The following is a 13,553-nucleotide window of genomic DNA, read 5'->3' on the forward strand; positions in this document are numbered from 1 at the left end:
ATTTGACCAGTCAAAGGCTGGCCTCCGGTGAGGGACAAGGATGTCCCTCATTAATCCCCAGGAGCTTACATCAGTAAGTGACTGGGGTGAGTAAACGCAGCCAACACATCTGCAGCGCGAAGGATGAAGGGTTTATCACTTATTCCGATAGATTATAAATATATAATCAATTTTATTTTTAAACCAGCCAGTCGTATTCTTTGCCCAGACAAAGGAGAAGGTTATGACAGCACTCACTTTACCCACTAAACATCGCACCCTGTGGCATTTCGTCCCAGGCCTGGCGCTGACCGCCGCGTTGACCGGCGCCGCCCTGTGGGCAGGCAGTTTCCCTGCTATCGCCGGCGCGGGCTTCAGCGCGCTGACGCTGGCTATCTTGTTCGGCATGGTGGTCGGTAACACCGTTTATCCCAAAATTTGGCAGTCCTGCGACGGCGGGGTGATTTTCGCCAAGCAGTATCTGCTGCGCCTGGGGATCATTCTTTATGGTTTTCGTCTGACGTTTGCCCAGATTGCTGACGTCGGCGTCAGCGGGATCCTGATTGACGTACTGACGCTGTCCAGCACCTTCTTTATCGCCTGTTTCCTCGGGCAGAAGGTTTTCGGGCTCGATAAACATACCAGCTGGCTTATCGGCGCCGGTAGCAGCATCTGCGGCGCCGCGGCGGTCCTGGCCACCGAGCCGGTCGTCAAAGCCGAAGCCAGTAAAGTGACGGTGGCCGTGGCGACAGTGGTTATCTTCGGTACTATCGCCATCTTCCTCTACCCGGCGATGTATCCGCTGCTGGCGCACTGGTTCACTCCGGAAACCTATGGCATCTATATGGGCTCCACCATGCATGAAGTCGCCCAGGTCGTTGCCGCCGGTCACGCGGTTAGCCCGGACGCCGAAAATGCCGCGGTTATCGCCAAAATGCTGCGCGTGATGATGCTGGCTCCGTTCCTGCTGTTCATTGCTGCTCGTGTGAAACAACTGGCGCCAGCCGGTAACGGCGAAAAGAGCAAAATCACCATTCCGTGGTTTGCCATTCTGTTTATTCTGGTGGCGGTATTTAACTCCTTCCACCTGCTGTCGAAAGCCGTCGTCGATATGCTGGTCACCCTCGATACCGTACTGCTGGCGATGGCGATGGCCGCGCTGGGCTTAACCACCCACGTCAGCGCACTGAAAAAAGCCGGTGCGAAGCCGCTGCTGATGGCGCTGATGCTGTTCGTCTGGCTGATTGTTGGCGGCGGCGCGATTAACTTCGCTATCCACCACCTGATTGGCTAAGCAGTAAGTTTTCTCGTCGATATTCATTCATTGCTGTAACTCTCCGGTTAAGCCGCTATCATTACCCTCCCCCCAGCGGCTTAACTGGAGTTTTTTTATGAAATATATTGGAGCGCACGTTAGCGCCTCCGGCGGGCTGGCCAATGCCGCCATCCGCGCCGCCGAAATCGAAGCGACCGCCTTCGCCCTGTTCACCAAAAATCAGCGTCAATGGCGCGCCGCGCCGCTCACCGACGAAGCGATTGCCGAATTCAAAGCCGCCTGCGAAAAATATCACTTCGGCCCGGGGCAAATCCTGCCGCACGACAGCTACCTGATTAACCTCGGTCACCCGGTCGAAGAAGCGCTGGAGAAATCCCGCGAGGCCTTTATCGATGAATTAACCCGCTGCCAGCAGTTGGGATTAACGCTGCTCAACTTCCATCCGGGCAGCCACCTGCAGCAGATCCCGGAAGATGAATGCCTGGCGCGTATCGCTGAATCCATCAACATCGCGCTGGCGAAAACCGAAGGCGTAACCGCGGTTATCGAAAATACCGCCGGTCAGGGCAGCAATCTCGGTTTTAAATTTGAACATCTTGCCGCCATCATTGACGGCGTTGAAGACAAATCCCGCGTTGGCGTCTGCATTGATACCTGCCACGCTTTCGCCGCCGGCTATGACCTACGCAGCGCGGAGGAGTGTGAAAAGACCTTCGCCGAATTCGAACGGATCGTCGGCTTCCAGTATCTGCGCGGCATGCACCTGAATGATGCCAAAAGCGCTTTTGGCAGCCGAGTCGACCGTCACCATAGCCTGGGTGAAGGCAATATCGGCCATGATGCTTTTCGTTGGATCATGCAGGATAACCGTTTCGATGGTATCCCGCTGATTCTGGAAACCATTAACCCGGATATCTGGGCGGAAGAAATTGCCTGGCTGCGGGCGCAGCAGACCGCCGAAGTGGCCTGAATCCAGACACAAAAAAAGGGCCGACAAATCGGCCCTTTTTTATTGCGCTTATATTACGCCGCTTTTTCAGCTTCCGCCGCCGGCGCTTCCGGGCGCTTCAGCACCGCGTAAGAGAGACCCGCGACCAGCGTACCGGCAATAATCGCCAGCAGATAACCCAGCACCGGAGTGATGGCGCCAGGGATCAGCAGAACGAACAGACCTCCGTGCGGCGCCATCAGTTTCGCGCCAACCGCCATTGAAATAGCGCCGGTCACCGCGCCGCCAACGATACAGCAAGGTAGTACGCGCATCGGATCACGTGCGGCGAATGGGATCGCCCCTTCGGTAATAAAGCACAGACCCAGAACCAGCGCCGCTTTACCGCCTTCACGCTGTGATTTGTCGAACTTGTTGCGGGCAATCAGCGTCGCCAGGCCAAGCGCCAACGGTGGCACCATACCGGCCGCCATAATCGCCGCCATCGGCGCGTAGGTTTGAGTACTCAACAGACCCACACCGAAAGCATAAGCCGCTTTGTTCACCGGGCCGCCCATATCGGTACACATCATGCCGCCAAGGATCGCGCCGAGCAGCACCGCGTTCGCCGTCCCCATGGTTTGCAGCCAGTGGGTGAGCCAGGCCAGGATACCCGCCACCGGTTTACCGATCAGGTAGATCATTGCCAGGCCGACAATCAGGCTGGAAATCAGTGGAATGATCAGAATCGGCTTCAACGCTTCCATACTCTGCGGCAGTTTCAGCTTAGTACTGATTAACTTCGCCACATAACCAGCAAGGAAACCGGCAATGATACCGCCGATGAAGCCGGAACCGCCGCTCACGGCCAGCATACCGCCGATAAGACCAGGCGTCAGACCCGGACGGTCAGCGATGGAGAACGCGATAAAGCCTGCCAGTACCGGCACCATCAGCGCAAAGGCTGAACCGCCGCCGATTTGCATCAACGCCGCCGCCATGGTGTCTTTCACTTCAAACGCTTTAATACCGAACGCGAACGACAGCGCGATACACAGACCGCCCGCGACCACCATCGGCAGCATGTAGGAGACGCCGGTCAGCAGGTGACGATAGGCGCCAGCCGACTCTTTTTTACCGTCACCGGAGGCCTGCGGTTTGCCGGATGGTTGGTACGGCTTCGCTTCCGCAACGGCTTTATCCAGCTCCTGCGCGGTTTTCTTCAGCGCCAGTCCGGTGGTGGTGCGATACATCGGTTTACCGGCGAACTTCGCCAGATCGACTTCGATGTCGGCGGCGACGATCACCAGATCCGCCTGCTCCACCTCTTCCGGGGTAATAGCATTACCGGCCCCCACGGAGCCGCGGGTTTCCACTTTCACCCACCAGCCGCGTTTTTTGGCTTCGGTTTCAATGGCTTCCGCCGCCATAAAGGTATGAGCTACACCGGTCGGACAAGCGGTAACGGCGACAATACGTTTCTGCCCCTGGGCGGCGGCCGGAACGGCTACCGCCGCTGGCGCAACGTACGGCTTAGCGTGATCTTTCGCTTCACCCAGGAACAGCTCCGGATGGGCGACAGCACGGTTAATATCGCCCAGAAAGACGTTTTTACCATTCAGCGCGCTATCGGCCGGCAGCGCGGTCCCCAGTACGATGGCCAGTTCGGCATCGTTCGGGTTATCAATCAGCTCAAGGTGCGCTTTCTGCGCCGCGGCGCTGAGCAGGGTCTTCGCCATGTAGGCGCGAGCCTGTCCAAGCCCGGCATCAATAATCAGCAGCGTTTTCATTATGCCTCTCCTGCTGTCAATTAAAGGGTTGTAAGTCGACGCGCGCCATCATTGCGGCCAACTGGGTACGATCGGTAATGCCAACGTTGCTCTGGCTAACGGCCAGGGCGGCGACGGCGGTCGCCAGGCGCAGGGTATGCTCGCTGGATTCACGCATCAGCAGGCCGTAAATCAGGCCGCCGACCATCGAATCTCCGGCGCCGACGGTGCTGACGACCTCGACTGAAGGCGGTTTGGCAATCCATTCGCCGGAGGCGTTAACCCACAGCGCGCCCTCTTCGCCTAACGAAATCACCACGTGGGCGATACCTTGCTCGCGCAGCGCATGGGCGGCGTCGATAACATCTTTCATCTCCGGCAACTTGCGGCCAGCCCAGATTTCCAGCTCGCGGCGGTTTGGTTTTACCAGCCACGGCGCGGCTTTCAGCCCTGCAACCAGCGCTTCGCGGCTGCTATCGAAAATAATGCACGGGCACTGGCTGCGCAGGCGCGTCATCCAGTCGGTAAAGGCTTCCGGACTCACGCCGGACGGCAGGCTGCCGCTGACGCAAACCATATCGAACTGCCCCAGCCAGCTCAGAGAATCATTAACGAAACGCTCCCAGTCCGCCGGGGTCACTTCGAAACCGGAGAAGTTGAAATCGGTCACTTCGCCATCTTTTTCCGTCAGCTTAACGTTGATACGGGTACGCCCCTGCACCACCTGGAAGCGGTTGGCTATACCCAGCTCGCTGAACAGCTGCTGGAAGCCATCCTGGTTATCTTTACCGAGGAAGCCGCCGACGGTGACGTCGATGCCAAGATCTTTCAGCACCTTCGCCACGTTGATACCTTTACCTGCCGCATGCAGGCCAGTGGTACGTACCAGGTTCACTTCACCACGTTCGATTTCCGGGGTGAAACCCACCAGGTCGTATGCCGGATTTAAAGTAATCGTTGCTACACGTCTGCTCATTTATGCGCCCTCCCCAAGGCCTGCGGCGATCGCTTCGCCAATCGCATCCAGCGCTTGTTGCGCATCTTCACCCTGCGCGGTAAAACGCAGACGGTGACCTTTTTTCACACCCAGCGCCACGACCTTCATCAGGCTGCGGCCATTAGCCGGCTTGCCGGAACCATCGAGGTTGGTAACGGTAATGTCGCTGGAGAATTGTTTAATCGTATTAACCAGCATCGTGCCCGGACGTGCGTGCAGCCCGTGCTCGTTGCGTACCACAAACTCGGCGTTCAGCACGTCTTCAGCAATGGCGTCGTCGCTGGTCAGCAGCGCCAGCAGCGTGGCGGCGTCGGCTTTCAGCAGATGCTCCGCTTTTTTATCAATAAGCAGATTGCTCAGGCGATTAAGCACCGCGGTCGGCTGCTCATCGGCCATCGCGACGGTGATCAGCAGCGCCACCGGCTGCCCGTCAGCGGTAAACGCATTGGCGGCGCGACTCACGGCAACGGCGCTGCGCAGGTTGCCTTCCGCACAGTCGTTCAACCAGATCCCCTGGCCCAGGTTGAGCGGCGCATCATTAATGGTGCGGCTGACGAAATCGGCGTTTACCGCCCCCGCCTCTTTCAGCCGCGCGGCGTTCAGCGCCTGCAGCGTCAGCAGATCGTTGGCGACCACGTCGAGGCTCAACGTTTCGTTGTCGAGCTTCAGCGCTTCGCTTTGCTTTTCGCCCATCAGCAGAGCGCGCAGTTCTTCTGCGGTGGTGACGGTTCTCAACTGTTCAGCCACCGAATCGTCGCTCAGGACGTGCGTCAACTGACGCAGCAGACCGAGGTGCTCGTCGGAGCTGGCGGCAATACCGATCGCCACATAAGCGGTTTGTCCTTCTCCCCAGGTCACGCCCTGCGGGAACTGATACACCTGGACGCCCGTTTTCAGAACCTGGTCGCGGGTATCGGTGGTGCCGTGCGGAATAGCGATGCCATTGCCGAGGAAAGTGGAGGTCTGTTGCTCGCGGGCAAGCATACCGTTAACGTAGCCGTCAGCCACATTACCCGCGCTAACCAGCGCGCCAGCAATCTGACGTATTGCCTCTTCTTTATTCGCGGCCTGCTGGCCGGGATGGATATCCTGTACAGATAACTGGAACATAGTTCTCCTCTCCGCTGAATTGAATCGTTTCAGCTAACATGAGAAAAAATACGCCACCCGATGACTGGATAATACTCTGATGACGCTGAAACGTTTCAATGAGTCTGTACCTTTCTTGCGCACTGCGCAAGTAAACTCCGAAGGCTGATAACAGAATTTAGAGATACCGCACATTTTTGCTGAAGCTAATGGTGAAATGCGCCATTGGCTTCAGCATTTTGCTGAACGACATAATTTGAAACGCCTTTTTAATTTTTCGTGCCATACCACTATTTATTTTATGGGTGTCGGCGTAAACTTCGCCTCTCCTGAAACCAATGATATTCCAGCATGCAAAACAGTAGCGCCGCCCTTCCCCGCCGCGGGTTCGACATAACCTCCTCCGCTTTTCTTATCGTCGCCTTTCTGACGGGGATCGCCGGAGCCTTACAAACCCCGACCCTGAGCCTGTTTCTGACCAATGAGGTGCACGTGCGCCCGGCGATGGTCGGCTTCTTTTTTACCGGCAGCGCGGTCATCGGCATTCTGGTAAGTCAGTTTCTTGCCGGGCGTTCCGATCGTAAAGGCGATCGCAAGCAGCTGATTGTCGCCTGCTGCCTGCTGGGGGTGCTGGCCTGCGTGCTGTTCGCCTGGAACCGCAACTACTTTATTCTGCTGTTCGTCGGCGTCTTTCTCAGTAGTTTTGGCTCCACCGCCAACCCACAAATGTTCGCCCTCGCCCGCGAGCACGCGGACAAAACCGGGCGCGAGGCGGTGATGTTCAGCTCCATTCTGCGCGCGCAGGTCTCGCTAGCGTGGGTGATCGGCCCGCCGCTGGCCTACGCGCTGGCGATGGGTTTTGGTTTTACCGTGATGTATCTCAGCGCCGCCGTGGCGTTTATCGTCTGCGCGCTGATGGTCTGGTTCTTCCTGCCCAGCATGCGTAAAGAGAGCAAAACCGCCGGTGGTCATCTTGAAGCGCCGCGTACCAACCGCCGCGATGCGCTGCTGCTGTTCAGCATCTGTACGTTAATGTGGGGCACCAACAGCCTCTATATCATTAATATGCCGCTGTTTATCATTAATGAACTGCATCTGCCGGAGAAACTGGCCGGGCTGATGATGGGGACCGCCGCCGGGCTGGAAATCCCCACCATGCTGATTGCCGGTTATTACGCGAAACGTTTTGGAAAGCGCTTGCTGATGCGCATTGCCGCGCTTGCCGGACTGCTGTTTTATGTCGGTATGCTGACTGTCCATACCCCGGCCCTGTTGCTGGCGATGCAGGCGCTGAACGCGATTTACATCGGGATCCTGGCCGGTATCGGTATGCTCTATTTTCAGGATCTGATGCCGGGCCAGGCGGGCGCGGCGACTACGCTGTATACCAATACCACGCGCGTCGGCTGGATCATCGCCGGCTCGCTGGCGGGCGTTGTCGCGGAAATCTGGAGCTATCACGCGGTGTTCTGGATTGCGCTGGCGATGGGAATTATCGCCCAGGGCTGCCTGTGGCGGATTAAAGACGTTTAAGGCGCGGTCAACGCTTCGAGATGAATAAGATAAGCCATCGCCTGCTGACGCGTGCTGCCGCACATTTCCGCAGCCGGCTGTAAACCCGCACAGACTTTAGGGCGCAGCGGCGAGGCAAAAATCTTGCAGCGCAGATGTTCATCCAGCTGCACGCATGGGGTGTTGGCCGGCTTGCCGTCAGGCATTCCGGGAATGGGGCTTGAGATGGACGGCGCGGTGCAACAGGCTCCGCAGTCCGGGCGACATTCCATACCTGACTCCTTAATGAGTGGGAGGCGGACAGTAGCAAAATATCGCCCGTCAGGAAAGCTGAAGCTGGCGACACGGCTTTTTCAGCAGCGCCGCTCGAAGATTTGCCAGGAGATAGCAAAAGTCGCGAATTCCGCTTGCCTGAAAGGCCCGGCGCGAGTAGTTTTACGCGATATTTTTGACCCTTTAAGTGACAGGATTACTGCAATGCCAAGAGCGAATGAAATTAAAAAAGGTATGGTGCTGAATTACAACGGCAAACTGCTGATTGTTAAAAATATTGATATTCAGTCGCCAAGCGCCCGTGGCGCAGCAACGCTGTATAAAATGCGTTTTTCCGACGTGCGTACCGGCCTGAAAGTAGAAGAACGTTTTAAGGGCGACGACATCGTTGATACCGTTACCCTGACCCGTCGTTTCGTTGACTTCTCCTACGTCGATGGCAACGAATACGTGTTCATGGATAAAGAAGACTATACCCCGTATACCTTCACCAAAGAGCAGATCGAAGAAGAGCTGCAATTTATCCCGGAAGGCGGCATGCCGGATATGCAGGTTTTGACCTGGGATGGCCAGCTGCTGGCGCTGGAGCTGCCGCAGACCGTTGACCTGGAAATCGTAGAAACCGCGCCGGGAATCAAAGGCGCTTCCGCCAGTTCGCGCACCAAACCGGCCACCATGAGCACCGGGCTGGTGATTCAGGTTCCGGAATACCTGACCAGCGGCGAGAAAATCCGCATTCATATCGAAGAGTGCCGCTATATGGGCCGCGCGGACTAACCTCCCGCCTCTGACGGTTGCCCGGCCCAGCGTCGCGCAGGCCGGGGAATGTCCCGGATAGCGGCGCTGCGCGCCTTATCCAGGCTACTCGCTGCCGATATCAGGCACAAAAAAGGACAGCCGTTGGCTGTCCTTTTGCTTTCCCTCACGCCACGATTACAGCAACTCAGGATATTTGGTCATCTTCAGCGCCAGCTCAACGCCGCGCACTTCCGCCATGCCTTTCAGACGGCCAATCGCCGAATAACCGGGGTTGGTTTTCTTACGCAGATCGTCAAGCATTTGATGCCCATGATCCGGACGGAACGGGATGGGACGCAGATCGCCTGCTTTCTTACGACGCAGCTCTTCACTCAGAATCGCATCAACCACCGCCACCATATTGACGTCGCCGTTCAGGTGCGCCGCCTCGTGGAAGGTTTTAGGATTCTCTTCACGGCAGGTAGAGCGCAAATGGGTAAAGTGGATACGATCGCCGAAGGTTTCCACCATCTTCACCAGATCGTTATCGGCGCGAACGCCATAGGATCCGGTACACATGGTAAAGCCGTTATAAATGCTGTCCACCGTATCTTTCAACCACTGCATATCTTCGATAGTCGACACGATACGCGGCAGGCCGAGGATCGGACGCGGCGGATCGTCCGGGTGAACCGCCAGGCGCACGCCGACTTCTTCGCACACCGGCACAATCGCCCGCAGGAAGTAAGCCATGTTCTCACGCAATTGCGCTTTATCGATGTGGTCATACTCCGCCAGACGTGCGCGGAACTGATCGAGAGTATAGCCCTCTTCCGCTCCCGGCAGACCAGCGATGATATTGCGGGTCAGCTTGTCGATATCCGCCGCGCTCATCGCCTTAAAGTAAACGTCCGCCTGCTGCTGTTCTTCAGCGCTGTAGTCAGCTTCGGCGCCCGGGCGTTTAAGGATGTGCAGTTCAAAAGCGGCGAAAGCAATCTGGTCAAAACGCAGCGCTTTGGAGCCATCAGCCAACTGATATTCCAGATCGGTACGCGTCCAGTCCAGAATCGGCATGAAGTTATAGCACACGGTATCAATACCGCAGGCCGCCAGATTGCGGATACTCTGCTGATAGTTGGCAATCCACTTCTCATATTGTCCGCTGTGGGTTTTGATATCCTCGTGCACCGGGATACTCTCAACAACCGACCAGCTCAGGCCTTTTTCCGCCAGTAGCGCTAAACGCTGTTGGATCTCTTCTACCGGCCAGACCTGGCCATTCGGAATATGATGCAACGCGGTCACGACACCCGTGGCGCCAGCCTGGCGCACATCATCAAGCGATACCGGATCGTTCGGTCCATACCAACGCCAGGTTTGCTCCATCGCAATGCCCTCTTTAAGTTGTTATACCAATAATGTGAAACATCATGACGACTACCATACATGCTTCTGCTTAATGGTCAATTTCCCCCGTAGCATTGATTGATCCAGCTCACACTAAGCGGATAAATTCGGCTTACCAATTTAAATTGTTGTCATATAACTTTACACTACCTCATGTTAATCATTGGTTAATCAGGTGTATAAAAATGACAACTATCGCTACCGCCGCGCTGCCAGCAGGCGTGCAACTTCCGCAATACGATCGCCGCCAATTGCGCTCGCGTATCGTGCACCTTGGTTTTGGCGCATTTCACCGTGCGCATCAGGCGCTGCTAACCGACCGGGTGCTTAACGCCAGCGGCGGCGACTGGGGAATTTGTGAAATCAGCCTGTTCAGCGGCGATAAGCTGATGAGCCAACTGCGTGCGCAAGACCACCTGTTTACGGTGCTGGAAAAAGGCGCTGAGGGTAACCAGCCGATCGTGGTTGGCGCAGTACATGAATGCCTGAACGCCAAACTTGATTCGCTGGCAGCAATTATCGAAAAATTTTGCGAACCACAGGTGGCTATCGTTTCGCTGACGATTACTGAGAAAGGTTATTGCATCGATCCGGCCACCGGTAAACTGGACCCAACCCAGCCGCGCATCGTTCACGATCTGGAAAACCCGACGCTGCCGCAGTCGGCTCCCGGTATTTTAGTTGAAGCGCTCAATCGCCGCCGCGAACGCGGACTGGCTCCCTTTACCGTACTCTCCTGCGACAATATTCCCGACAATGGTCACGTCGTGAAAAACGCCGTCCTCGGCATGGCTGAGAAACGTAGTCAGGAGTTGGCAAGCTGGATTGCTGAACATGTCAGCTTCCCCGGCACCATGGTTGACCGCATCGTCCCGGCCGCCACCGAAGAATCTTTGGCGGAGATTGCCTCCGTGCTGGGCGTTGACGATCCCTGCGCTATCAGCTGCGAACCGTTTATTCAATGGGTTGTGGAAGACAATTTTGTCGCCGGGCGTCCAGCCTGGGAAACCGCGGGCGTACAGATGACCAACGATGTCCTGCCGTGGGAACAAATGAAACTGCGCATGCTCAACGGTAGCCACTCCTTCCTCGCCTGGCTGGGCTACCTGGCGGGGCATGCGCACGTTAGCGACTGCATGCAGGACGATGTTTTCCGCCATGCCGCCCGTCGCCTGATGCTTGATGAACAAGCGCCAACGCTATCGATTACCGGCGTGGATTTAGGTGCCTATGCCGACAGCCTGATAACGCGCTTCGCCAATCCGGCCTTAAAGCATCGAACCTGGCAAATCGCCATGGACGGCAGTCAAAAGCTGCCGCAGCGCATGCTCGATAGTATACGCGTTCATCTGGCAAACGACAGCCGCTGGCCACTGCTGGCGCTGGGCGTGGCGGGCTGGATGCGTTACGTAAGCGGCGTCGACGACGCCGGGCAAGCCATTGACGTGCGCGACCCGCTAGTCGACAAAATCAAACGGTTGGTTGACGCCAGCCAGCAAGAAGAGCGCGTAAGCGCCCTGCTTGGCCTGGAAGAGATATTTGGCAAAGATCTGCCGGGCAACCCGCAATTTGTTGCTGAAATCACTTCAGCCTGGCAGCAACTGACAACCTTCGGCTCCCGCCAGGCCGTGGCTAACGCTCTGCATAGTTAACAATTTCTGCTGTTTAGCGGACAGAATGTTTTTCTGTCCGCAGTAACCCTTCTCTTTTTCCCCTTTTTTCGTCAGGATAGTCTCAACTGTTACAACATTACATTTCTATGCTGGAGGGGATGTGACCAAAACTAACCTGATCACGGGCTTTCTCGGCAGCGGCAAAACGACCTCGATTCTTCATTTACTGGCCCACAAGCCTGCAAATGAAAAATGGGCCGTGCTGGTCAACGAGTTCGGCGAAGTCGGCATCGACGGCGCCCTGCTGGCGGAAAGCGGCGCGTTGCTAAAAGAGATCCCCGGCGGCTGCATGTGCTGCGTCAACGGTCTGCCAATGCAGGTTGGGCTCAATACGCTGCTGCGCCAGGGAAAGCCCGATCGTCTGCTGATTGAACCAACCGGTCTGGGTCATCCCAGGCAGATCCTTGATATCCTCACCGCTGCGGTCTACGAGCCGTGGATCGATCTGCGTGCGACGCTGTGCATTCTCGATCCGCGCCAGCTGTTGGAGGAAAAGATCGTGGCCAATGATAATTTCCGCGATCAGCTGGCCGCAGCCGATGTCATCGTCGCCAATAAAAGCGATCGGGCGACGCCGGAAAGCGAGGCCGCTTTTGCCAACTGGTGGCAACAGTACGCCGGCGAGCGCCTGCAGGTGAACGCCACCCAGGGTAACATCGAGCTCGCTCTGCTGGATCTTCCGCGTCGCAACACCGCGCCGCTGCCTGTAAGCCCGGACCACCTGCACAGCCACGGACAAAAGCAGGGTCTGGCGGCGTTAAATTTGCCGGCACATCAACGCTGGCGTCGCAGCGTTAACAGTGGTCAGGGATACCATGCCTGCGGATGGATTTTTGATGCTGATACCCAATTTGACACCGTTGGGTTGCTGGAGTGGGCGCGTCTGGCGCCGGTTGGCCGGGTGAAAGGCGTGATGCGAATTGCCGAGGGTCTGGTGCGTATCAACCGCCAGGGACTCGATCTGCATATCGAAACCCAAAACGCGCCGCCGCCGGATAGCCGCATCGAACTGATTTGTGAATCAGACGTTGACTGGAATGCCCTGCAGTCCTCGCTGTTGAAGCTTCGTTTAAGTTAATGCGGCTATTTTTGGCCGCTGTTTAAAAAAATCGCATCTGTTATGACTAAAAACCGTATTCCCCTTATCTTGCTGCTGAACGCCGCGGGCGTAGCCTTATTTTGTTCCTGGTATCTACCGGCAAATCACGGTTTCTGGTTCCCGCTTGACTCGGCTATTTTTCACTTCTTTAACCAGGGCGTCAGCGCCAACCACACCTATGCCTGGCTGTTAGCCATCATCAACAATCGCGCTTTCGACGCCTGCTCGCTGCTGGCGATGGGCTGCCTGATGCTCAGTTTCTGGATCAAAGCGCAGAGCGCTGAGCGCCGCCGCATAATCATTATGGGGCTGGTGATGTTGCTCGCAGCGGTAATTATCAATCAACTTGCCCAGCATCTGATGCCGGTACAGCGCGCCAGCCCTTCGCTGTTCTTTACGGATATTACGAAAGTCAGCGACGTGGTCTCATTGCCCACCAAAGACGCTTCAAAAGATAGCTTCCCGGGCGACCATGGCATGATGCTGCTCATTTTCGCCTCGTTTATGTGGCGATATTTCGGCCGCCGGGCATTTACCATTTCACTGATTATTTTTGTGGTTTTTGCTTTCCCGCGAGTGATGATCGGCGCCCATTGGTTCACCGATATTGCCGTAGGTTCACTCAGCGCGGTGCTGATAGGTGCGCCGTGGGTATTAATGACCTCGCTTTCCGATAAGTTGATCGCCTGGTTTGACCGTTCGCTTCCGGGTGGAATAGCAAAAAAATAAGATCATTTTTACATTTTATTAATATTATCCATAAGGGGTCGTTCTGACCCCTTTTTTTATATTTGCTGATGATTTATTCGCGAC

At 56.3% G+C, this 13,553-nt stretch carries 12 protein-coding genes; 7 read left to right on the plus strand and 5 right to left on the minus strand.

Annotated features, from left to right (window positions below):
* Window positions 1–223 precede the first annotated feature (223 nt).
* Window positions 224–1,273, plus strand: coding sequence for a YeiH family protein (locus ABLU80_RS11535; protein WP_348849987.1), 1,050 nt, complete (start codon window positions 224–226; stop codon window positions 1,271–1,273).
* 97 nt (window positions 1,274–1,370) lie between these two features.
* Window positions 1,371–2,225, plus strand: coding sequence for a deoxyribonuclease IV (gene nfo, locus ABLU80_RS11540; protein WP_020078284.1), 855 nt, complete (start codon window positions 1,371–1,373; stop codon window positions 2,223–2,225).
* A 53-nt stretch (window positions 2,226–2,278) separates the two neighbouring features.
* Here the strand turns inward: nfo and fruA are convergent, their stop codons facing one another.
* The 3 genes from fruA to fruB are packed head-to-tail and all read right to left on the minus strand — an operon-like array spanning window position 2,279 to window position 6,059.
* A complete protein-coding gene (fruA, locus tag ABLU80_RS11545) occupies window positions 2,279–3,973 on the minus strand; it encodes a PTS fructose transporter subunit IIBC (protein WP_015365696.1) in 1,695 nt (564 codons plus the stop codon).
* Between the two features lie 16 nt (window positions 3,974–3,989).
* The gene (fruK, locus tag ABLU80_RS11550; RefSeq protein ID WP_015365695.1) at window positions 3,990–4,928 is read right to left on the minus strand and encodes a 1-phosphofructokinase; all 939 of its coding nucleotides are present in this window, start codon (window positions 4,926–4,928) and stop codon (window positions 3,990–3,992) included.
* On the minus strand, window positions 4,929–6,059 hold the full coding sequence (fruB, locus tag ABLU80_RS11555; RefSeq protein WP_020078281.1) for a fused PTS fructose transporter subunit IIA/HPr protein: 1,131 nt from the start codon (window positions 6,057–6,059) through the stop codon (window positions 4,929–4,931). It lies immediately after the preceding gene.
* A gap of 330 nt (window positions 6,060–6,389) precedes the next feature.
* On the opposite strand from fruB, the gene setB reads away from it, so the two are divergent.
* On the plus strand, window positions 6,390–7,571 hold the full coding sequence (gene setB / locus ABLU80_RS11560) for a sugar efflux transporter SetB (RefSeq protein ID WP_285177801.1): 1,182 nt from the start codon (window positions 6,390–6,392) through the stop codon (window positions 7,569–7,571).
* Here setB and ABLU80_RS11565 read toward each other — a convergent pair.
* Window positions 7,568–7,822, minus strand: coding sequence for a YkgJ family cysteine cluster protein (locus ABLU80_RS11565; RefSeq protein WP_015365691.1), 255 nt, complete (start codon window positions 7,820–7,822; stop codon window positions 7,568–7,570). The genes setB and ABLU80_RS11565 overlap by 4 nt on opposite strands.
* Window positions 7,823–8,027: 205 nt before the next feature.
* Between ABLU80_RS11565 and yeiP the strand changes: the two genes are divergently transcribed.
* A complete protein-coding gene (gene yeiP, locus ABLU80_RS11570) occupies window positions 8,028–8,600 on the plus strand; it encodes an elongation factor P-like protein YeiP (protein ID WP_015365690.1) in 573 nt (190 codons plus the stop codon).
* A gap of 156 nt (window positions 8,601–8,756) precedes the next feature.
* Here the strand turns inward: yeiP and uxuA are convergent, their stop codons facing one another.
* The gene (gene uxuA / locus ABLU80_RS11575) at window positions 8,757–9,947 is read right to left on the minus strand and encodes a mannonate dehydratase (RefSeq protein WP_045364293.1); all 1,191 of its coding nucleotides are present in this window, start codon (window positions 9,945–9,947) and stop codon (window positions 8,757–8,759) included.
* A gap of 206 nt (window positions 9,948–10,153) precedes the next feature.
* Here uxuA and ABLU80_RS11580 point away from each other — a divergent pair, with 206 nt between their 5' ends.
* From ABLU80_RS11580 to ABLU80_RS11590, 3 genes are all read left to right on the plus strand, one after another.
* Window positions 10,154–11,620 (plus strand): fructuronate reductase, encoded by a 1,467-nt coding sequence (locus ABLU80_RS11580; protein WP_348849988.1) that lies wholly within the window; start codon window positions 10,154–10,156, stop codon window positions 11,618–11,620.
* 121 nt (window positions 11,621–11,741) lie between these two features.
* Window positions 11,742–12,719 (plus strand): GTP-binding protein, encoded by a 978-nt coding sequence (locus ABLU80_RS11585; protein ID WP_049033857.1) that lies wholly within the window; start codon window positions 11,742–11,744, stop codon window positions 12,717–12,719.
* 42 nt (window positions 12,720–12,761) lie between these two features.
* The gene (locus tag ABLU80_RS11590; protein ID WP_047080706.1) at window positions 12,762–13,469 is read left to right on the plus strand and encodes a phosphatase PAP2 family protein; all 708 of its coding nucleotides are present in this window, start codon (window positions 12,762–12,764) and stop codon (window positions 13,467–13,469) included.
* The last annotated feature ends 84 nt before the right edge of the window (window positions 13,470–13,553 follow it).

The sequence above is a fragment of the Klebsiella sp. CN_Kp104 genome, assembly GCF_040064515.1.
In the GTDB taxonomy this organism is placed as follows: domain Bacteria; phylum Pseudomonadota; class Gammaproteobacteria; order Enterobacterales; family Enterobacteriaceae; genus Klebsiella; species Klebsiella aerogenes.